This is a genomic window from Bradyrhizobium monzae (assembly GCF_021458635.1).
GTDB lineage: Bacteria > Pseudomonadota > Alphaproteobacteria > Rhizobiales > Xanthobacteraceae > Bradyrhizobium.
The window spans coordinates 1,491,360-1,512,183 of sequence record NZ_JAIRDQ010000001.1; the positions used below are offsets into that span (position 1 = coordinate 1,491,360).

At 64.8% G+C, this 20,824-nt stretch carries 18 protein-coding genes; 8 read left to right on the forward strand and 10 right to left on the reverse strand.

Features of this window, described 5'->3' with window-relative positions; all coding sequences use genetic code 11:
* The first annotated feature begins 148 nt into the window (after nucleotides 1–148).
* From K3F49_RS07225 to K3F49_RS07240, 4 genes are read left to right on the forward strand one after another with little or no spacing between them, the layout of a single operon-like run.
* Complete coding sequence (locus K3F49_RS07225; protein WP_234680188.1) at nucleotides 149–1,351, forward strand: CaiB/BaiF CoA transferase family protein; 1,203 nt, start codon at nucleotides 149–151, stop codon at nucleotides 1,349–1,351.
* 39 nt (nucleotides 1,352–1,390) lie between these two features.
* A complete protein-coding gene (locus K3F49_RS07230) occupies nucleotides 1,391–1,849 on the forward strand; it encodes a MaoC family dehydratase (protein WP_346657305.1) in 459 nt (152 codons plus the stop codon).
* Nucleotides 1,849–2,700: an HpcH/HpaI aldolase/citrate lyase family protein gene (locus K3F49_RS07235; protein ID WP_234680189.1), complete on the forward strand. Its 852-nt coding sequence runs from the start codon at nucleotides 1,849–1,851 to the stop codon at nucleotides 2,698–2,700. Before K3F49_RS07230 ends, K3F49_RS07235 begins: the two co-directional genes overlap by 1 nt.
* 17 nt (nucleotides 2,701–2,717) lie before the next feature.
* Nucleotides 2,718–3,458, forward strand: a complete 741-nt coding sequence (locus tag K3F49_RS07240; RefSeq protein WP_234680190.1) for an IclR family transcriptional regulator — start codon at nucleotides 2,718–2,720, stop codon at nucleotides 3,456–3,458.
* Between the two features lie 7 nt (nucleotides 3,459–3,465).
* Here the strand turns inward: K3F49_RS07240 and K3F49_RS07245 are convergent, their stop codons facing one another.
* Nucleotides 3,466–3,882, reverse strand: coding sequence for a hypothetical protein (locus K3F49_RS07245; RefSeq protein ID WP_234680191.1), 417 nt, complete (start codon nucleotides 3,880–3,882; stop codon nucleotides 3,466–3,468).
* A gap of 172 nt (nucleotides 3,883–4,054) precedes the next feature.
* Here K3F49_RS07245 and K3F49_RS07250 point away from each other — a divergent pair, with 172 nt between their 5' ends.
* On the forward strand, nucleotides 4,055–4,954 hold the full coding sequence (locus K3F49_RS07250) for a LysR substrate-binding domain-containing protein (protein ID WP_234680192.1): 900 nt from the start codon (nucleotides 4,055–4,057) through the stop codon (nucleotides 4,952–4,954).
* Nucleotides 4,955–5,029: 75 nt separating this feature from the next.
* On the opposite strand, the gene K3F49_RS07255 is transcribed toward K3F49_RS07250, so the two are convergent.
* The 8 genes from K3F49_RS07255 to K3F49_RS07290 all read right to left on the reverse strand — a co-directional run bounded on the left by K3F49_RS07255 (nucleotide 5,030) and on the right by K3F49_RS07290 (nucleotide 14,577).
* A complete protein-coding gene (locus tag K3F49_RS07255) occupies nucleotides 5,030–6,493 on the reverse strand; it encodes an amidase (protein ID WP_234680193.1) in 1,464 nt (487 codons plus the stop codon).
* A gap of 16 nt (nucleotides 6,494–6,509) precedes the next feature.
* A complete protein-coding gene (locus tag K3F49_RS07260) occupies nucleotides 6,510–7,307 on the reverse strand; it encodes an FAD binding domain-containing protein (protein WP_234680194.1) in 798 nt (265 codons plus the stop codon).
* A gap of 14 nt (nucleotides 7,308–7,321) precedes the next feature.
* Nucleotides 7,322–9,709 (reverse strand): xanthine dehydrogenase family protein molybdopterin-binding subunit, encoded by a 2,388-nt coding sequence (locus tag K3F49_RS07265; protein ID WP_234680195.1) that lies wholly within the window; start codon nucleotides 9,707–9,709, stop codon nucleotides 7,322–7,324.
* 2 nt (nucleotides 9,710–9,711) lie between these two features.
* The gene (locus tag K3F49_RS07270) at nucleotides 9,712–10,203 is read right to left on the reverse strand and encodes a (2Fe-2S)-binding protein (protein WP_234680196.1); all 492 of its coding nucleotides are present in this window, start codon (nucleotides 10,201–10,203) and stop codon (nucleotides 9,712–9,714) included.
* 20 nt (nucleotides 10,204–10,223) lie between these two features.
* On the reverse strand, nucleotides 10,224–11,330 hold the full coding sequence (locus K3F49_RS07275) for an ABC transporter ATP-binding protein (RefSeq protein ID WP_234680197.1): 1,107 nt from the start codon (nucleotides 11,328–11,330) through the stop codon (nucleotides 10,224–10,226).
* A gap of 13 nt (nucleotides 11,331–11,343) precedes the next feature.
* Nucleotides 11,344–12,234 carry an ABC transporter permease gene (locus K3F49_RS07280; protein ID WP_234680198.1) on the reverse strand — a complete coding sequence of 297 codons (891 nt, stop codon included), beginning with the start codon at nucleotides 12,232–12,234 and terminating at the stop codon, nucleotides 11,344–11,346.
* Nucleotides 12,231–13,133 carry an ABC transporter permease gene (locus K3F49_RS07285; protein WP_234680199.1) on the reverse strand — a complete coding sequence of 301 codons (903 nt, stop codon included), beginning with the start codon at nucleotides 13,131–13,133 and terminating at the stop codon, nucleotides 12,231–12,233. Before K3F49_RS07285 ends, K3F49_RS07280 begins: the two co-directional genes overlap by 4 nt.
* Before the next feature lie 82 nt (nucleotides 13,134–13,215).
* Nucleotides 13,216–14,577, reverse strand: coding sequence for an ABC transporter substrate-binding protein (locus tag K3F49_RS07290; RefSeq protein WP_234680200.1), 1,362 nt, complete (start codon nucleotides 14,575–14,577; stop codon nucleotides 13,216–13,218).
* 228 nt (nucleotides 14,578–14,805) lie between these two features.
* On the opposite strand from K3F49_RS07290, the gene K3F49_RS07295 reads away from it, so the two are divergent.
* On the forward strand, nucleotides 14,806–16,311 hold the full coding sequence (locus K3F49_RS07295; protein ID WP_234680201.1) for a glycosyl hydrolase family 79 N-terminal domain-containing protein: 1,506 nt from the start codon (nucleotides 14,806–14,808) through the stop codon (nucleotides 16,309–16,311).
* 6 nt (nucleotides 16,312–16,317) lie between these two features.
* On the opposite strand, the gene K3F49_RS07300 is transcribed toward K3F49_RS07295, so the two are convergent.
* The gene (locus tag K3F49_RS07300) at nucleotides 16,318–17,619 is read right to left on the reverse strand and encodes an MFS transporter (RefSeq protein WP_234680202.1); all 1,302 of its coding nucleotides are present in this window, start codon (nucleotides 17,617–17,619) and stop codon (nucleotides 16,318–16,320) included.
* A gap of 239 nt (nucleotides 17,620–17,858) precedes the next feature.
* Between K3F49_RS07300 and K3F49_RS07305 the strand changes: the two genes are divergently transcribed.
* On the forward strand, nucleotides 17,859–19,073 hold the full coding sequence (locus K3F49_RS07305) for an ABC transporter substrate-binding protein (RefSeq protein ID WP_234680203.1): 1,215 nt from the start codon (nucleotides 17,859–17,861) through the stop codon (nucleotides 19,071–19,073).
* An 8-nt stretch (nucleotides 19,074–19,081) separates the two neighbouring features.
* On the forward strand, nucleotides 19,082–20,815 hold the full coding sequence (locus tag K3F49_RS07310) for an FAD-dependent oxidoreductase (protein ID WP_234680204.1): 1,734 nt from the start codon (nucleotides 19,082–19,084) through the stop codon (nucleotides 20,813–20,815).
* The last annotated feature ends 9 nt before the right edge of the window (nucleotides 20,816–20,824 follow it).

A 20,824-nucleotide genomic window follows, 5' to 3' on the forward strand; every position in this document is an offset into this window, starting at 1 on the left:
CTTGAGGAAAATGTACATATATGTGAATTTATATGTCAAGTATATGAACTACGCATGGCCCTATGCGCTCAGAGCCAGCAACCTCGAATTGACAGGGCATATTTCTGAACCCTAACTCCACGTATATGAATTCATCTCACGAGGCCCCATGGGACCGCTCGCCGGCTTCACCATTCTCGACCTGACTTCGGTGCTGATGGGCCCCTATGGCACGCAGGTGCTGGCGGACATGGGCGCTGACGTCATTAAGGTCGAAAGCCCCGAAGGCGACATCGTTCGCCAGATCGGCCCCGGCCGCACGCCTGGCATGGGCGGGATGTTCCACAATGCCAATCGCGGCAAGCGCAGCATCGTGCTGGACCTCAAGAAGCCCGACGGACGCGACACGCTGCTGCGGCTGGCGAAGAGCGCCAATGCGCTCGTCTATAATGTGCGCCCGCAGGCCATGGCGCGGCTCGGCCTCGACTACGAGACGCTCGCCGCGATCAATCCGTCGCTGGTCTATGTCGGCGCGTTCGGCTACGGCCAATCAGGCCCTTATGCTGCCAAGCCCGCCTACGACGATCTGATCCAGGGCGCCGCCACTATTCCGACGCTCCTTGCGGCGGCCGGCGACGGCACGCCGCGCTACGTGCCCGTCACCATCGCCGACCGCATCGTCGGACTGATGATGGTCAATGCGATCATGGGCGGGCTGATGCACCAGCAGCGCACCGGGGTGGGCCAGCGCATCGACGTGCCGATGTTCGAATCCATGACGGAGTTCGTGCTGGTCGATCATCTGGGCGGCCTCACCTACGATCCACCGCTCGACCACGGCGGCTACGCCCGTCTGCTCTCGCGCTATCGCCGGCCCTACAAGACCAGCGACGGCCATCTCTGCGTGCTCATCTACAACGACAAGCACTGGCGCAGCTTCTTCGAGGCGATCGGGCAGCCGCATTTCCTCGAGCAGCCGCGCTTTGCCAACCACGCCGCGCGCACGAAACACATCGACGAGATCTACGAGGAGATCGGCCACATCTTCCTGACGCGCACCACCGCGGAATGGCGCGAACTGCTGGAGCGCGCCGACATCCCGGTGATGCCGATGCACACGCTGGAGACGATCCTCGAGGATCCGCATCTCAAGGCGATCGACTTCTTCAGGACGGTGGATCACCCCGTCGAGGGCCGCATCCGCCAGATGCGCGTGCCCTCGACCTGGAGCGTGACCCAGCCGGGACCCGCCGGGCCGGCGCCGACGCTCGGCCAACATGGCCGCGACATTTTGCACGACGCCGGCTTCTCGACAGAAGAGATCGAACGGCTGGCGGACCAGAAGGCAGTTCACCTGGCGGCGCCGCCCTAGAGGCAGGCGCCGGCCAAATCGCAGGACAATAGGGAGGAAATCGCGATGGCCGGACTTTATTTCGAAGACTTTTCCGTGGGCCAGGAGTTCAGGCATCCGCTGACGCGGACCGTCACGGAAATGGACAACACCATGTTCAGCCTGCTGACGCTCAACCCCCAGCCGCTGCACATCGACGCGCATTTCTCCGAAAAGACCGAGTTCGGCCAGCGCATTTTCAACAGCCTTTACACCCTCGGCATCATGATCGGCATGACCGTCTATGATACGACCATGGGCACCACCGTTGCCAATCTCGGCATGACCGACGTGACTTTTCCGAAGCCGGTCTTCCATGGCGACACCTTGCGGGCGACGACGAAGGTGCTTTCGTTGCGGGAATCCAAATCGCGCCCCAAGGCGGGCATCGTTGAATTCGAGCATCACGCCCTGAACCAGAACGACGAGATCGTCGGCAAATGCCGCCGCATGGCGATGATGCACAAGAGGCCGGTCTGATGCGTTCGATGCTGTTCGTGCCGGGCGATTCCCCGCGCAAATTCGAGAAGGCGACCGAAGGCAAGGCCGACGCGCTGATCATCGACCTCGAGGATTCCGTCGTCACCGACAAGAAGCCGGAGGCGCGCGGGCTGACGCTGGCGATGCTGAAGGGCCGCCGCGGGACACACCAGCTCTATGTCCGCGTCAACGCGCTCGATACCGGCATGACGCTGACCGATCTCGCCGCGGTGATGCCGGGCAAGCCCGACGGCATCGTGCTGCCAAAATCGCAAGGCGGCGACGACGTGCGGCAGGTCGCGACCTGGCTCGAAGCGCTGGAAGCCGCCGCCGGCATCACGATTGGCACGACGCGCATCGTCTGCGTCGCGACGGAAACTGCAAGCTCCATCTTCGGTCTCGGCAGCTACAAGGGCTGCTCCCCTCGCCTCGCCGGATTGATGTGGGGCGCGGAAGACCTTTCGGCCTCGCTCGGCGCCACCGAGAAGGCGTCCGGCGGCGTGTTCCACAGTCCGTATCGCCTCGCACGCGATCTCTGCCTGATGGCGGCGGCCGCCGCGGAAGTCGCACCGATCGACACGGTCTACACCGACATCGACAATCTCGCGGGCCTCGAGCAGGAAACGCGCGCGGCGCGGCGCGACGGGTTTTCAGCGAAGGCGCTGATCCATCCAAAACATGTCGACGTGGTCAATGCGGCTTTCGCTCCGACGGACGCCGAGCGTATATGGGCCGAGAAGGTGATCGCGGCGTTCGCCAGCAATCCGAACTCCGGCACGCTGCGGCTCGACGGCCAGATGATCGACAAGCCGCATCTTCGCGCCGCGAAGAAGATCCTCGGCCAGCCCTAGATTGGAACGCCGTTACCATGATCGTTCGCCAAGCCGCAAACGTCCTGGAGATCATGGAATTCTTCGCGCAAACGAGGAAACCGGCGACGCTTGCCGAAATCGCCGATCATTTCGGCTGGCCGCGCTCGTCGACCTTCAACCTGCTCGCAACGCTGTCGGAGAAGGGCTATCTCTACGAACCACGTCCGCGCGCCGGCTTCTATCCGACACCACGGTGGCTGGCGATGGCGCGGATGATCTCCGAGGTCGAACCGCTGCCGCCCTGGACGCATACGCTGATCGCCGATCTCTCCGCCGAGACCGGCGAGACCGCGTCCATCGTGGCACCGGCCGGCGTCAGTGCCGTGTTCATCGACGTCGTCGAGTCGCAGGCGGCGATCCGCTATTTCGCGACCATCGGCCACCGCGTGCCGATCCACGCCACCGCGAGCGGCCGCGCGCTGCTGCTGCAATATTCTCCGGAGGAGCGCGACTCCGTCTATCGCAAGATCGAGTTCAAGCAATACGGCCCGTCGACCCCGATCAGCATCGAGGCGGTGGAGGCCGAGCTGCGCAATTCGATCGAGCGCGGCTACTGCCAGAGCTTTGCCGATTACAGCCGCGACCTCGCGGGCGCGGCGATCCCGCTGCCGATCGGCGACCGCAGGCTCTCGGTCGTCGTCGCGGGTCCGGAGTTTCGGATTGGGCCTAAGGTGGCAGAAGTCGCGTCGCTGATCGCGCGGACGGTCGACCGGCTACGGCCGAAGACCACGGCCTAGACTGACCTCAGTCGAATCCTTGAACCGGCGGCGGCGTCGTCTGCGCAGGCTCCACAGGAGCAGCTTGAACAGGCTGCACCACAGGCGCGGCCTGAACCGGCGGATTGCTGGCAGCCCTCATCTGGCCGTTGGCCTCCATTGGCTCGCGGGTGCGTGGCGGAGCGTTGGCCGCGGTTGCGCGGTATGCCTCGCGACGCGGCGGCTGCCGATGTCTTGCTGACTGCGAACCTCTCATGCCCCACGACCTGGCGATCGAAGGTCCGGCGGTATAGCCGATCACCGCGCCTGCGACGGCGCCGACCGGACCGAGCACGACGGCACCGGACACGGCGCCTAATGCCGCAGAACCAGCGCGCTCCTGCGCAGCGGCGCTTGCCGGCACGCCAGCCAGCAGCACGATGGCAGTGATCAGAGCTTTGTTCATCGGAGCGCCTCCTTCACGGAGATCACTCCGACTCAAATATGGCCGCAGCGGGTTTGTTCGTGGTCTAACACGGGGCAATCGCGATGGAACTCCGGCAATTCAAAGCGTGCGTCTCGGGCCAAGTGAGCCCTAGCATGGAACTTGCATAAATTGTGGGCGATATGGACGCCGCATGAACCTCATCAGTCTCGACATCCGCATGCTCCGGTCGCTGATCTCGGTGGTCGAGACCGGCAGCATCACCGAGACCGCGCGACGGCTGGGCCGCACCCAGCCGGCGATCACGCTGCAGTTGCAGCGGCTGGAGGAGCTCACCGGCAAGCAGCTGTTCGAGCATGCCGGCCGCAGGCTGATCCTGACCGACGACGGCACCACGGTCCTCACCTACGCCAAATCCATCCTCAGGCTGCATGACGAGCTGATTTCGCAGCTGGCGTCACAGGAGATCGAGGGCCAGGTCGTGCTCGGCACGCCCGACCTCTACGCGGCATTCATGCTGCCGCAGATTCTCAGCGTGTTTCGAAAATCGTTTCCGCGCGTGCAGGTCGAGCTCAACTGCGCGCTGTCGACCCCACTCGTCGGTCTCGTCAAGCGCGGCGATGTTGACATCGCGCTCGTCACGCGCATGAATGATTTCACCGGTGGCCAGGTGGTGCGGCGCGAGCAGCTGGTCTGGATGACCGGCGAGCAATCCGCTGCGCACCAGGAGCGCCCGATCCCGCTCGCGCTGCTGCCGCCCGGCAACATCTATCGCGACTACGCCATCGATACGCTGGAGCGCGCAAACCTGCGCTGGCGCATCGCCTGCGTCAGCGAGAGCGTCGGCGGGCTGCAAGCGGCGGCCTTCGCCGGCATGGCCGTCACCGTGCTCGGGCGCAGCGCGCTGGTGCCGGCGATGCGCGAGATCGGCCCGAACGAGGGCCTGCCGCCGCTGCCGAAGATCGAGCTGCTGCTCTACAAATCGAGCGGTGCCACCTCCAAGGCAGCGACTGCGCTGCACGACTATCTCGCGCATTATCTGCGCCTCGACGAAGAGCTCAGCGGCCGCGGCGCGCCGATCGAGCTGGGCTAGGCCCGCACAATGTCGAAAACAACCCCATGCACAGTAGAACTGCCCTTGTTTGCAAAGGAGTTTTTCGCGCGCCCTTTAACGTAACGTCATCTGTGGCCAGAACTTGGCCCAGGGCTGCGCCTGCTCGAACGCGGCCGCGATGCGGAAGATCGTGGGCTCGTCGAGCCAGGGCGCGATGATCTGAAGCCCGATCGGCATGCCATCGCGATCAAAGCCGCAGGGCAGCGTCGCGGCCGGAAGGCCGGCGAGATTGATCGGCCAGGTGAACGGCGACCAGCCGAGATGCGGATCGACCGTGCGGCCGTCAATCGTGTCGACGCCGATCTGGCCCGCCTCGAATGCGGTCACCGCGACCGTCGGCGTCACCAGCGCATCGACGCGCTCGAACAATTTCAGGAACGCGTTGCGGGCCTGGCCGCGCCGGTAGTTGGCTTCGATATAATCCGTGCCGCTGTAGTGCCGGCCGGCACTGACGACATCGCGATAGTCGGCTTCGGAGCCTGCGAGATCGGCCGTGGTCTTGCTCGCAACCGCCGCCGCCTGTTCGGTGAAGGCGATCGGCTTCAGCGTGTGCTCCAAAATACCGGGATCGAGGCCCGGACCATCCATGGTGACTTGCGCGCCGCAGGAATCGAGAACGGCGATCGCCCTGTTGAACGCTGCGCGCACATCGGGGCTGATCGCGGCATAACCGAGATCGGCGCTGGCGCCGATGCGAGTGCCATTCAACGGCGCAGCATTGGTGTCGAAGCGACGGGACGGCACGGGAAGACTTGCGGCATCGCGCATGTCGTAGCCGGCAATGATCTCCAGCGTGAGCGCGGCATCCGCGACCGTCCGCGTGATCGGCCCGGTGTGCGCGAGCGAGGCCCAGGACGGCGGCGAGAAACCGGGCGAGCGCGGCACAAGGCCAAAGGTCGGTTTCAGCCCGAACACGCCGCAAAAGGACGACGGCACACGGATCGAGCCGACGCCGTCGGTGCCGATCGCGATCGGGCCGCAACCGGCGGCGACGCCCGCCGCCGCGCCGCCGCTCGACCCGCCGCTGGTCCGGCCGGGATTCCAGGGGTTGCGCGTTGTCCCCGTGACCGGGCTGTCGGCCGTCAGCTTGTAGCCGGACTCGCAAGTGGTGGTCTTGCAGGTGACGATCGCGCCGGATGCCTTCAGCGCCGACACCACGGCGGCATCGACATCGGGCACGAACGCCTTGTTCATCGGTGAGCCGGCATAGGCCGGCACGCCCGCGACAAACACGAGGTCCTTGATCGTGACGGGCACGCCGGCGAGCGGACCCATGGCGTCGCCCGCGCGCATCTCCCTGGTGACGCGGTCGGCCTCTGCCCTCGCCTGCTCGTACATCGGTGTCACCACCGCGTTGCAGGCTTCATTCGTGGCTTCGAGCGCGGCGATGGTATCGTCGACGACATCGCGCGGGGTGAACGCCTTGCGCCGGTAGCCCGCCATGATCTCGATTGCAGAAAGCGCGCCAAGGCCAGTCGGCGCCGGCGGGAAGGCCGCTCGGCCGGAACCATCAGTCATCATCAACCCTAAAGAGCTAGCTGAGCGCCGCATCGACGGCGCGCTTGGCCATCACCGTGACGAGATGCGCACGGTAGTCGGCTTCGGCATGGATATCGGAGGTGAGGCCGTCGTTGTCGATCTTGATCGCCGCGATTGCGGACGGATCGAAATTCTCCGACAGCGCCGCCTCCATCGGCGGCACGCGGAACACGCCGGGACCCGCGCCGGTTACGGCGACGCGGACGCCATCGGCGAATTTCGCGACGAACACGCCGACCAGCGCATAACGCGACGCCGGCGCCTTGAACTTTGTGTAACCTGCCCTCAGCGGTACGGGAAAGCGGATCGCGGTGATGATCTCGCCGGTTTCAAGCGCAGTCTCGAACAGGCCAAGGAAGAACTTGTCGGCCGCGATCTCGCGCGTGCTGGTGACGATGGCGGCACCGAGACCGAGCACGCCGGCGGGATAATCCGCGGCCGGATCGTTGTTCGCGACGGACCCGCCGATGGTGCCGCGGCTGCGCACGGCGGGGTCGCCGATCATCGACGCCAGCGCCGCGAGCCCGGGGATTTTCGCCTGCACGAGCTTCGAGGCTGCCACCACAGCATGCGGCGTCATCGCGCCGATGGTGATGGTGGCACCGTCGTCGGTGATACCTTTGAGGTTTCCGAGTCTGGAGAGATCGACCAGCGCGGGCGGATTGGCCAGCCGCTGCTTCAGCGTCGGGATCAGCGTCATGCCGCCGGCGACGAGCTTGCTGTCCTCGATCGAGGTCAGGAGCTTGGCCGCGTCCGGGATCTGGTCGGGCTGGTGATAGGCAAATGGTTTCATTGTTGATGTCCTCCCTATTCCGCGGCGACCGGCAGTGACGCGTTTTGCAGCAGGCGCCAGATCCGGTTGGGCGTTGCCGGCATGTCGACATGGGTGACGCCGAGATGCGACAGCGCGTCGACCACGGCGTTGATGACGGCGGCCGGCGAGCCGATGGTGCCGACCTCGCCGCAGCCCTTCACGCCCATCGGGGTGTGCGTGCAGAGCGTGGAATGGGTCGCAACCTTCATCATCGGCATGTGGTCGGCCCGCGGCATGCAATAGTCCATCAACGAGCCCGACAGCAGCTGGCCCGAGCCTTCATCATAGACCGCGTTCTCGAACAGCGCCTGGCCGACACCCTGCACGATGCCGCCGTGCAGCTGGCCCTCGACGATCATCGGATTGATCACCGTGCCGACATCGTCCACCGCGGTGTAGCTCACCAGCGTCACCGTGCCGGTCTCCGGATCGACCTCGACCTCGGCGATGTGGCAGCCGCCCGGATAGGTGAAGTTGACGGGATCGTAATAGGCCTGCTCCTCAAGCCCGGGCTCCAGCACCTCGAGCGGATAATTGTGCGGTACGTAAGCGGCCCCCGCGATCTCCTCGAACGACTTGATGCGGTCCGTGCCCGCGACCGAGAAGTTTCCGGCCTCGAACTGGATATCGACTTCGGCGGCCTCGAGCAGGTGCGCCGCGATCTTCTTGCCTTTCGCGATCACCTTGTCGGTCGCTTTCGACAGCGCCGCGCCGCCGACCACCAATGAGCGGGAGCCGTAGGTGCCCATGCCGAACTGGACGCGGTCGGTATCGCCGAACACGATGTCGACATCCTCAAAGGACACGCCAAGCTTCTCCGACACAATCTGTGCAAACGTCGTTTCGTGGCCTTGGCCGTGATTGTGCGTGCCGATCATGACCGTCACCTGGCCGGTCGGATGCACGCGTACCGTGGCGCTCTCGTAGAGACCGCCACGCGCACCGAGTCTTCCCGCGAAGCGCGACGGCGCAAGGCCGCAAGCCTCGACATAAGTGGAATAGCCGAGCCCGCGGAACTTGCCCTTGCTGGCGGAAGCAGCCTTGCGCACGCCAAAGTTCTTGACGTCGGCGGCTACAAGCGCGCCGTCGAGGCAGCCCATCGGATCACCGGAATCGTACTGCACCAGCACCGGCGTCTGATAGGGATAGGCCTCCTTCGGGATCATGTTGCGGCGGCGGATCTCGACCCGATCGATGCCCATCTCGCTGGCTGCGACATCGACGATGCGCTCCAGCACGAAAGTCGCCTCGGGCCGGCCCGCGCCACGATAGGCGTCGACCGGAACGGTGTTGGTGAAGACCACCTTCACGTTGCAGTAAATTGCAGGCGTGGTGTAGACACCGCCGAGCAAGGGACCATAGAGATTGGTCGGGATGTTCGGTCCGAAGGTCGAGAGATAGCCGCCCATATTGGCGAGCGTATTGACGCGGAACGCCAGGAACTTTCCGTGTTCATCGAGCGCCAGCTCGGCTTCGGTGACGTGATCGCGGCCGTGGCGATCCGACACGTAGCCCTCCGAACGGCTCGCCACCCATTTGATCGGCCGCTTTACACGCTTGGCGGCCCAGGTGATCACGGCCTCCTCGCCATAGTGGAACTGCTTGACGCCGAAGCCGCCGCCGACGTCGGGCGCAACCACACGCAGCTTGTGCTGCGGAATGTTCAGCACCAGCGCGCCCATCAGGAAGCGCACGACGTGCGGGAACTGGCTGGTGGTCCATAGCGTGAAGCGATCGGTGCCCGGCTCGTACTCCGCGATCGCCGCGCGCGGCTCCATCGGGTTGCCGATCAGGCGGTTGTTGACGAGGCTGAGCTTGGCGACATGCGCTGCTTTCCGGAACGCGGTTTCGACCGCGCCCTTGTCACCGAGCTCCCAGTCGCAGCAGATGTTGTTCGGCACGTCGTCGAACAATTGCGGCGCGCCGGGCCTGACAGCCTCGAGCACCCCGACCACGGAGGGCAGCACCTCGTAGTCGATCGTCAGCAGCTCGGCCGCAGCATTGGCCTGCTCCGGGGTCTCGGCGATGACGAAGGCGACCATGTCGCCGACGTAGCGCACCTTGCCCTGCGCTAGCATCGGGAACGGTGGCTCCTTCATCGGCACGCCCTTCGCGTCCGAGATACCCCAGCCGCAAGGCAGCCCGCCCAGCCCCTCGACCTTGACGTCATCGCCGGTCAGAACCGCGATGACGCCGGCCGAGGCCAGCGCCGCGCTCTTGTCGACGCCACGCAGCACCGCATGCCCGTGCGGCGAGCGCACGAACACGCCCGCCGTCATGCCCGGACGCTTGATGTCGGAGACGTAATTTCCGCGGCCGGTAAGGAAGCGCTGATCCTCTTTCCGCTTCGGAGCAGCGCCGATGCCGATCACATTGCCCATGGTCACTCTCCCTTGGCGGCGTTCATGGCGGCGGCGCCGGCCATCACCGAGACGACGATGTTCTGGTAGCCGGTGCAGCGGCAGATATTGCCTTCGAGGCCATGACGAACATCGGACTCGGTCAGATCAGGCTTCTCCGCGGCGAGCGCGATCGCGGTCATCAGCATGCCCGGCGTGCAGAAGCCGCATTGCAGGCCGTGATGCTCGCGGAACGCCTCCTGCATCGGATGCATCTGGTTCGAGCCGGGTGCACCTTGCAGACCTTCAATGGTAAGAAGCGTCGCGCCGTCGAGCGCGGGCGCCAGCAGCGTGCAGCTCTTCACCGGCAAGCCGTCGAGATGCACCACGCAGGCGCCGCATTGGCTGGTGTCGCAACCAATATGGGTGCCCGTGAGATTGAGCTGCTCGCGCAGCAGCTCGGCGACGAGCGTCGCGGGTTCGACATCCACGGTGGTGGGCCGGCCGTTGAGTGTGAAGGATATCTGCAAGGTCATACTCCTGCGCGATGGGGCTTTTAGGCGAGTGGAAGCGCGCTGCCGGTGGCCCATGTGGCCATGACGACATCGCCGACGGTGAAGGGATCTGCGAAAAAGGTCTTCTCCGGCACGTACGCGACGAACTCGTCGTCCGGCACGGTGTCGAGCATGACCTTGACGAAATAGCCCTGGTATTCGATCGCGAGCACGCGGCTCGGCAGCGACGTGGTATAGCCCGGCGGCAAGTCCCTGCCCGGCCTGACCAGCGCGACGTCGTCGCGGCGCACGGCAATATCGACCTTGTCGCCGACGCTAACGCTCGGGCGCGCCTGAAGCGGCACTTCTATGCCCGACGGCGCCGCCTGCGCCAGCGTGAAGCTGGCGCCGTTGACCTTCTCGACCCGGCCGGAGAGCACGTTCTGGCCGCCCATGAACGCGGCGACATAGCGATCGTGCGGATGAGCGTAGACGTCGCGCGCTGCGCCCGCCTGCTTGATCTTGCCCTGCTCCATCACCACCACGAGATCGGCGAGCGCGATCGCCTCGAGCTGGGTGTGGGTGACGTGGATGAAGGTGATGCCGAGCTCCTGCTGCATCCGGCGCAGCTCCTGGCGCATCTGAACACGGAGCTGCTCGTCGAGCGCCGACAGCGGCTCGTCGAGCAGCAGCACGCGCGGCTCGGTGATCGCGGCGCGCGCCAGCGCCACGCGCTGCTGCTGGCCGCCGGAGAGCTGCGCCGGCAGGCGGTCGGCGAATTGCGTCAGCCGTACCTTTTCGATCATGGCGTCGGCGGCGCGCAGGCGGTCGGTCTTGGATTGGCCTCGCACACGCAGCGCAAAAGCGATGTTCTCGCGCACCGTCAGATGCGGGAACAGCGCGTAGGACTGGAACATCATCGCGGTGCGACGCTGCACCGGCGCGAGCCCGACGACGTTCTGGCCGCCGATCACGATCTCGCCCGCAGTCGGGTCCTCGTGGCCTGCGATCATGCGCAGGATCGTGGTCTTGCCGCAGCCGGACGGGCCGATGAAGCAGCAATAGGCGCCATCCGCGATCTTGAGATTGACGCCGTCGACCACATTGGTGACGCCATCAAAGCTCTTGCAGACACCCGCCAGTTCGATATCGCCGCGATCGTTCTTCATTCCTGACCCTTGCTCAACCCTTTGCGCTGCTGCCGCGCTTCTTCTGGATCAGCACGATGGTGCCGAGGCTTGCACCTATGACGACGAAGGAAACGATGGTGGTCACCGTGCCGAGCGCGTAGAGCGATGGCGAGGTAACGTTCAGCGTCATGCTCCAGATTTCCAATGGCAGCGTGTTCAGCGAGCCCGCGGTCTGGAGACTGCGGGCGAACTCGTCATAGGAGAGCGTGAAGCCGAACAGCGCGACCGCAACGAGGCCGGGCGCGAGCACTGGGATCATCACCAGCCGGATCGACTGCCAGCGGCTGGCGCCGAGATCGTAGGCCGCCTCCTCCCAGACATGGTTGAAGCGCGACATCACCGCGAACATCACCAGCACGCCGAACGGCAGCGTCCAGGACAGCTGCGCACCGAGCGCCGAGGTGTACCAGCTCGCATTCAGGCCCAGCGCCTGGAACAGCAGCCCGGTGCCGAGGCCGAGCACCAGGCCCGGCGCGACCAGGCTGCCGATCATCATGTAGAAGACGACGGTGTCGCCGTGAAAGCGCTTGCGGAAGCCGAGCCCGGCGAGGAACGACACCACCACAGTGATGACGGTGACGATGATCGCGAGCTTGATCGAGCGGTCGAACGAACCCTTGACGTCGCCGGTCCGCACCTGAGTGAAGAGGTCGACGAACCAGTGCAGCGAATGGCCCTTCATCGGAAACACCAGGCCGCCGCGGATATCCTGGAACGACAGGATGTAGATGCAGAACATCGGGCCATAGAGCGCGATCACGTAGAGCCCGAACAGCGTCGCCAGCAGGTAGAACGTCCAGGGCCGGCCGCCCTTGCTCGGAGCGATCGCCTTGGTCGTCGCGGGCGCAACCGTTTCGGGCATGTCGGCGAGAACCGCGCTCATCGCGCGATCTCCTGCCGGATATCGACGGTGCGCAGGATCAGCGAGACGATCGCCACCAGCACCAGCGTCAACAGCACGGCGCTCGCCGCCGCGGTCGGATATTGCAGCACGCCGACATCCTCGTAGAACGCGCTGACGACGGAGGCCGAGCCGCCGCCGGACATCACCTTGACCACGAAGAAGTCACCCATCACGATCGACACCACGAAGATGGTGCCGAGCGCGATGCCGCTCTTCGACATCGGCACCACGATCAGGCGCATGATGTCGAACCGGCTGGCGCCGGCGTCGATCGCGGCCTCGATCAGCTTCTTGTCGATCCGCGCCATGGAATTGAAGATCGGCACGATCATGAAGATCGTGAGCTGGTGGACATAGGCGATGACCACCGCGAGGTCGGAGAACAGCAGCACTTCCAGCGGCTGATGGATCACGCCCATCGCCAGCAGCGCTTGGTTGATCAGGCCTTCCTTGCCGAGCAGCGGGATCCAGGAAATCATCCGGATGATGTTCGAGGTCCAGAACGGCACGGTGCACAGCAGGAACAGGCCGATCGCCAGCAACTGGTTGCGGACATGAAACACCAGAAAATAGGCGACGAAAAAGCCGATGATCAGCGTGAAGACCCAGGTCAGCACCGTGAACTTGATGGTCGCCAGATACAGTTTCAGCGTCAGCGCCGAGTGCAGCACCTCGACATAGCTCGTGAGCGTGAAGCCCGGCGTCAGCCCGCCAAAGCCGTCGGTGGCGAAGAAGCTCGCGGCCAGCACCACCAGGATCGGCGCCACGAAGAACGGCACGAGCACCAGGACCAGCGGCGAGACGTAGAGCCAGCCGGCGAGATTGGCGCGTGCGGGACTTGAGTTTGGACTTGAGCTTGGACTTGGACTGGGCTGCATGTCAGCAATTGCCTCGAAGTCGGTCTTGTCGCACCGGCGCGTGACGGCGCCGGTGCTTCGTTTCAGTCAGGGAAAGCAGGTTTCAGGCCACCTTGAAGTCGTTCCAGCGCTTGTTCATGTACGCCGCCTCGTCCATCAGCGTGTTCCAGCACGAGATGTTCTTGACGCGGTCAAGGAACGAGCCGCCGTCGCGCTTGGTGCCGGCCTTCTCCATCGGCACGCCATAGGGATCGTTGATGACTTCAGGCGCCGGCTTGCCGTCGTACCAGAAGTCCCATTCGGCCGCGGTCAGGAACTTCTTCGCGGTCGACGGCACCGGGCTGTAATAGCCGTAGCGTCCGACGAAGCCGCCCTGCCAGCCCGACAGGTACCAGTTGAGATATTCGTAGGCGGCGTCGAGCTTCTTGCCGGAGAGGTGCTTCATCAGCCCCATGCCGTTGCACCAGCCGCGATAGCCTTCCTTGCCGTTCTTGACGTTGACCGGCGCGTAGACGCAGGGGATTTCCTTGACGCGCACCGCGGCGACGGCCGGCGACCACATTGACTGGATCACGACTTCGCCCGCGGCCATCAGTTGCACAGACTGGTCGAAAGTGGTCCAGGTCGCGCGGAACTGGCCCTGCTTCTTCAGCTCGATCAGCTTGTTGCAGGTGAAGTCGATCTCCTCCTTGGTCATGTTGCCCTTGTTGCCGTACTTGATCAGCCCGGCGCTTTCGAAGCAGAGCGCGGCATCCATGATGCCGATCGCGGGCACGTCGAGGATCGCGGCCTTGCCCTTGAACTTGGGGTCGATCAGATCCTTCCACTCGGTCACTTCGTGGCCGACGAGGTCCGGGCGGTAACCGATGGAATCGGCGTTGTAGACCTGCGGCAGGAAGGTCGCCCATTCCGTGACGCCGTCATTCAGATCGGTTGAATCGGACTTGGCGATGTACATCGCCTCGTAGGGCGAGATGCCCTGGCGCGGGATCTTGTGGCCGTCGATCTCGCCCTTGGTGAAGATCGGCAGGATGTTGTCGAACTCCTTGATCTTCTTGACCTCGATGCCCTGGATCACGCTGCGCTTGGCGGCCAGCTTGGCCTGCCAGCCTTCGAGATCGGCGATATCGACCGTATTAGGCTGGCTTATGAAGCGGTTGATGGCGGCGGAGGTGTCGAGGTTCTGCATCGTCACCTTGAAGCCGAGATCCTTGGCGGCCTGGTCCCCGATCGCCTTCACGACGGAATAGGACACGCCGACATGACGCAGCTCGATGTCCTTGATTTCCTGCGCCCAGATGGTCGGAAATCCGCGGATCGCATCCGACCCTGCGGCGGCGCCGGCAATTGCGGCCGCCCCCTTCAACAGCGTGCGCCGGCTCAGCTTTTTCGTCGACTTGACGTCCGTTTTGGCTCCCGTTCCCGCCGGATCGGAAGTGAACGTCCCCTTAGTCCCATCAGACATGGCAACCCTCATTGGTTACGATGAACGCTCGCACCGATCGCCATTGATCGGCTGCTTAGGTGATCATTGCGCGAGGCTAGGGGCGGAACTTTGCGAAGTAAAATTGGAAGTAAAAATTCGCCGTATAAACGCGGCTAATGGATCAGGCCGGTGCACCAGCTTTTGGCAGCTCGCATAAGAAGACATCAGCGCCTGCATACAAGGAGGCGCGACCGACGGCGCAGGCCGTTGCGCGCGGCCGCGCTGACGACGATTGCGCTGCTCGTTGTCGCGACATTATGCACGGCGCGCGCCGACGATGTCTCCATCGCGCCGGCGACGTTAAAGGCGATCGGCACCGTCGATGCGCGCTTTCAATCCTACAACGTCGAGATGGTGGAGGTAACCGGCGGACGGTTCTGGAAGCCGTATCGGCGCGACGCACGCACCTTCGATACGCGCGATCGCTACAGCTTCAGACCGCCGATCGATCTCGCCAACGCGCGTCTGCGCATGCTCGCAGCCGCCTTGTCACCCGCCTATATGCGCGTCAGCGGCACCTGGGCCAATGCGACGTTCTTCTCTGATACCGTAACCGCCCCGGCAAAGCTGCCGGCCGGATTCGACTCCGTGCTCACCCGCGCGCGGTGGCGCGACGTTGTCGACTTCGCTCGCGCGGTCGATGCGGAGATCGTTACCTCCCTCGCCGTCAGTCCCGGCAGCCGCGACAAGGACGGAACATGGCGGCCGGATCAGGCACAACGCCTGATCGATTTCACGCGTTCGCTCGGCGGCGGCATCGCGGCTATCGAGTTCATGAACGAGCCGACGCTGGCAGGCAGCAACGGCGCACCGCCGGGATATGACGCGAAGGCTTATGGCCGAGACTTCAGGATCTTTCGCGCCTGGATGCAGCGCGCCGCGCCGGGGGCGCTGATCATCGGACCGTCCTCTGTCGGCGACACCGCGTCCTCATCCGCATCAGGTATCACCACGCGCGATCTGCTGGCCGCATCCGGCCCCGGCCTCGATCGCTTCTCCTATCACCACTACAACACGCTCTCGCCGCGCTGCGGTGGCCGCGATGATCCAGCGCTGGCGATCGAGGAGCAATGGCTTGCCCGTACCGATGCGACGCTCGCGATCTACCGCGCTCTGCGAGACGCGTACGAGCCGGCCAAGCCGATCTGGCTGACAGAAACGGCGGATGCGGCCTGCGGCGGCAATCGCTGGGACAAGACGTTTCTCGACACCTTCCGCTATCTCGACCAGCTCGGACGGCTTGCGCGAGCCGGCGTTCAGGTGGTGATGCACAACACGCTCGCCGCCAGTGACTACGGCCTGCTCGACGAAAAGGCGTTTCAGCCTCGCCCGAATTACTGGGCCGCACTGCTCTGGCATCGGCTGATGGGACCGACCGTGCTCGACGCGGGCGCAGCCGCGGCACCCGGTCTCCACATCTACGCGCATTGCCATCCGCAGCTGCGCGGCGCAATTACCTTGCTCGCGATCAACTTCTCGCGCGACATTTCGCGCTCGCTCGCGCTACCGCTTCCATCCGAGCGCTACTCGCTCGGCTCGGCGCGGCTTCAAGGTGCAGCGGTTCAGTTGAACGGGCGCACGCTCGCGCTGGCGGCGGATGATCGATTGCCTGACATCATCGGCCTCCCGATGGCGACCGGCGCGGTTCGCCTCGCGCCGGCGACGGTCACCTTCCTCGTGATCCCCGGCGCCGCGAACCCAGCGTGCCCATAGGTCTGCTCACGATCCAAGCGCCTCGCGCGCGGTCTCCGGCGCCATCAGCGTCGAGACGATCGTGATCACCGAGAGCGCGATGATGTAGAGCGACACCGGCCAGTAAGTGCCGGACCAGGCGAGCAGCGCGGTCGCGATCAGCGGCGAGAAGCCGCCGCTCAACGCGGCCGCGACATTTGCGCCGAGCGAGGCGCCGCTGTAGCGCACCGGGGTGCGGAACAGCTCCGGCATGAAGGCCGCTTTGGGTCCGAACAGCAGCGCGTGCGTCAGCGTCATCGTGACGACGAGCGCGAGCGTGATCAGCACCGGCTCTTTGGTGTCGAGGAACCAGAACAGCGGAAACGCCAGCGCCACCGAGAACACGCCACCGGCGAGATAGAGCGCCTTGCGGCCAAAGATATCGGACAGCCAGCCGGCGAGCGGCAGCGTCGCGAATTCGACGATCGCGGCGTAGACCACCGCATTCAGGATCACCTGACGCGGCAGGCCGAGCCTTGTCGTGGCATAGACCACGGTGAAGACGGTGAGGAGATAAGCGAGCCCGACTTCCGACACCGTGATGCCGATCGCCAGCAGGAAGCTGCGCCAGTCGTGGCGCAGCACCTCCCACACCGGTTGCGCCAGCACCTCCTTGCGCTCGACCACCTCCTTGAAGTGCGGCGTCTCCGCGAGCTTGAGCCGGACGATGAAGCCGATGCCGACCAGCAAAATGCTGATCAGGAACGGCACGCGCCACCCCCAGCTCAAAAACTCCGCTTCGGGCAGTTGCGTCATCAGCCCGAAGATGCCGGTGGAGGCGGCGACGCCGACGGGAAAGCCGATCTGCACCAGGCTGCCATAGAAGCCGCGGCGATTGCCGGCGTGCTCGGCCACCATGACCACAGCGCCGCTCCACTCGCCGCCAAGACCGATGCCCTGGATGAAGCGGAGAATGACGAGGAAGATCGGCGCCCAGACGCCGATCTGGCTGTAGGTCGGCAGGCAACCGATCAGGAAGGTGCCGAGCCCCATCGCGATCATGGTCGCGACCAGCATCCTCTTGCGGCCGAGCCGATCGCCATAATGCCCGATGATCGCGCCGCCGATCGGCCGCGCCACGAAGCCGACCGCGTAGGTCGAGAATGCCGCCAGCGTGCCGACGAAGGAATCGAAGCTCGGGAAGAACAGCTTGTTGAGCACGAGGGCTGCGGCGGTGCCGTAGATCAGGAAGTCATACCACTCGATCGCAGTGCCCAGCGCGCTCGCCCACACCACATGCGCCGTCGTCGATCGCTCCGTTTCGCCGGAGACCCCCGCTGCTGCCGTCATTGCCATCCGCGCCCCAAGAATTCCAGAGGGCATCATGGCCAATCGCACCGAGGGTTGCAACCTGCGGAGGTGTTGGCTGAGATCGAGATTACAATGCGAGATTTTGGCGCCGCTGCCTCCTCACCGTCGTCCCGGCGAAGGCCCCATCATTCGCGATTGACAAACTTATTCGATAATATCTAATTTATTGCCAGAATAACCGGCCGCGCCGAGTGGCCCATAAAAGAGAGGGAACGACGATGAGAGGGCTTTTGGCCTGCGCCATGATCGCGGCCATGACATCTGCTGCCATGACCACAGTCGCGAGCGCGCAAGTCTCCGACGATGTGGTGCGGATCGGCGTGCTGACGGATCTGTCGAGCTGGGGCCGCGACAACTCTGGGCCGGGTTCGGTCGAGGCCGCCAAGATGGCGGTGGAGGAGTTCGGGCCGACCGTGCTCGGCAAGCCGATCGAGATCATCAGCGCCGACCATCAGATGAAGACCGACGTCGGCGTCAATATCGTGCGCGGCTGGTTCGACAACGGCAAGGTCGACGCCGTCGTCGACATCCCCAATTCCGGCATCGCGATCGCCGTGCACAACATGGTGCGCGAGCGCAACAAGATCGCCCTGCTCTCCGGTCCCGGCGCGAGCTCGCTCACCGACGAGCTGTGCAGCCCCAACACCGTGCACTTCACCTACGACACCTACGCGCTGTCCAAAGTGACCGCATCCGCCGTGATCAAGGAAGGCGGCAAGTCCTGGTACTTCATCACCGCGGACTACGCCTTCGGCCAGCAGCTCGAGAAGGACGCCACGCGCTTCATCAACGAGATGGGTGGCAAGGTGCTGGGCGGCGTCAAGCATCCGACCAACACCGCCGACTTCTCCTCCTTCGCGCTGCAGGCGCAGAGCTCCAAGGCCGACGTCGTCGCCTTCGCCAATGCCGGCCAGGACACCGACAACGCCATCAAGCAGTCCGGCGAGTTCGGTCTCGTGCAGGGCGGCCAGAAGCTCGTCGGCCTCCTGATGTTCGACACCGACGTGCATGCGATCGGCCTGAAGTCCGCGCAAGGCACCTACATGACGACGGCGTCGTACTGGAACATGGATGAGGCGACCCGCGCCTGGTCGAAAAAATTCTTCGCGCGCACCAATGTGATGCCGACCATGATCCAGACCGGCGTCTACGGCTCGGTGCTGCATTATCTCAAGGGCATCAAGGCCGCCGGCACCGACGATCCGGCCAAGGTGATGGCCAAGATGCGCGAGCTGCCGATCGAGGACACCTTCGTTCATGGCGGCAAGTTACGCGAGGACGGCCGCGTCATCCGCGACATGTATCTGGCCAAGGTGAAGTCGCCCGAGCAGTCCAAGGAGCCCTGGGATTATCTGGAGATCGTCAAGACCGTGAAGGGCGAGGACGCCTATCGCCCGGTCTCCGAATCCAAATGTCCGCTGCTTAAGAAGTGAGGTGAGACATGACCGGCAACGCGCGCAACGCAATTGAGACTTACGAGTGCGATGTGCTCGTGACCGGATCGGGTGCCTCTGGCATGTCGGCCGCGATCACCGCGCGCTATCGCGGTCTCGACGTGCTGATCGTCGAAAAGGAGCCGCGCTTCGGCGGCACCACCGCCCGCTCCGGCGGCTGGCTATGGATTCCCGGCACGTCGCTGGCAAAGGCCTACGGCATCGAGGAGACGGCGGAGCAGGCGCGCACCTATCTGCGGCACGAGGCCGGCAACAATTTCGACGCCGCGCGCGTCGATGCATTTCTGTCCGCCGGACCCGAGGCGGTCGATTTTTTCACCAGCAAGACCGCGCTTCGCTTCGACATGCCGCTGGTGTTTCCAGACTACCATGCCGAGGCGCCCGGCGGCGCGCAGGGCGGCCGCTCCATGGTGACGCGCCCGTTCGACGGCCGCGAGCTCGGCGACCAGATCAAGACGCTGGGCGTGCCGCTGCCCGAGCTCACCGTGTTCGGCATGATGCTCGGATCCGGCAAGGAGATCATCCACTTCATGCGCGTGACCAAGTCGCTGACTTCGGCGGTCTATGTCGCCAGGCGCCTGTCGCGGCATCTGATGGACGTGCTGCGCTACGGCCGCGGCATGACCTTGACCAACGGCAATGCGCTCGCCGGGCGCCTGGCGAAATCCGCGCAGGATCTGAAGATCCCGATGTGGCTGTCCTCGCCGGTACGCGAGCTGACGGTCGAGAACGGCACTGTCACCGGCGCGATCGTGTCGCGCGAGGGCCGCGACGTGCGCGTTCGCGCACGACACGGCGTCGTGCTCGCCTGTGGCGGCTTCCCGCACGATGTCGAACGTCGCAAGAAGATGTTTCCGCACGCGCCGACCGGCAACGAGCATTTTTCGCCCGGCCCGACCGGCAACACCGGCGACGGCCTGCGTCTCGCCGAAAGCGCCGGCGGGCATGTCGAGGATCGCCTGCCGAACGCGGCGGCCTGGGTGCCGGTGTCGCTCACCACGCGCAAGGACGGATCGAAAGGCGTGATGCCGCATTTCATCGACCGCGCCAAACCCGGCGTGATCGCGGTGATGCGCGACGGCAAGCGCTTTGCCAATGAAGGCAATTCCTATCACGACTTCGTCCAGGCCATGATCAAGGCGGCCAAGCCCGGCGAGGAGATCGCGGCCTATCTCGTCTGCGACCACCCGACGCTGCGCAAATACGGCCTCGGCTGCGTGCCGCCGTTCCCGATGCCGCTGGGTCATCACCTCAACACCGGCTATCTCATGCGCGGCGAGACGCTCGATGCGCTCGCGGCGAAAGCCGGCATCGACGCGGCGGCGTTCACCGAAACCGTCAGGCAGTTCAATGCGACTGCGCCGCAGGGCCACGACGCCGCCTTCGGTAAAGGTTCAAAAGCCTATAACCGCTACCAGGGCGACGCCATGCACGGCCCCAATCCCTGCATCGCGCCGATCGAGAACGGCCCGTTCTACGCCATCAAGATGCTGGTCGGCGATCTCGGCACCTATGCCGGCATCGTCACCGACGAGAACGCCCGCGCGCTCGACCCCGAGGGCCGGGTGATTCCCGGGCTCTATGCCGCCGGCAACGACATGGCGAGCATCATGGGCGGCAATTATCCCGGCGCGGGCATCACGCTTGGGCCGGCGCTGACCTTCGGCTACATTGCCGGCCGTCATCTCGCCGACAGCGCCGCCAAGCGCGACGCGGCGTAAGAGCAGCGA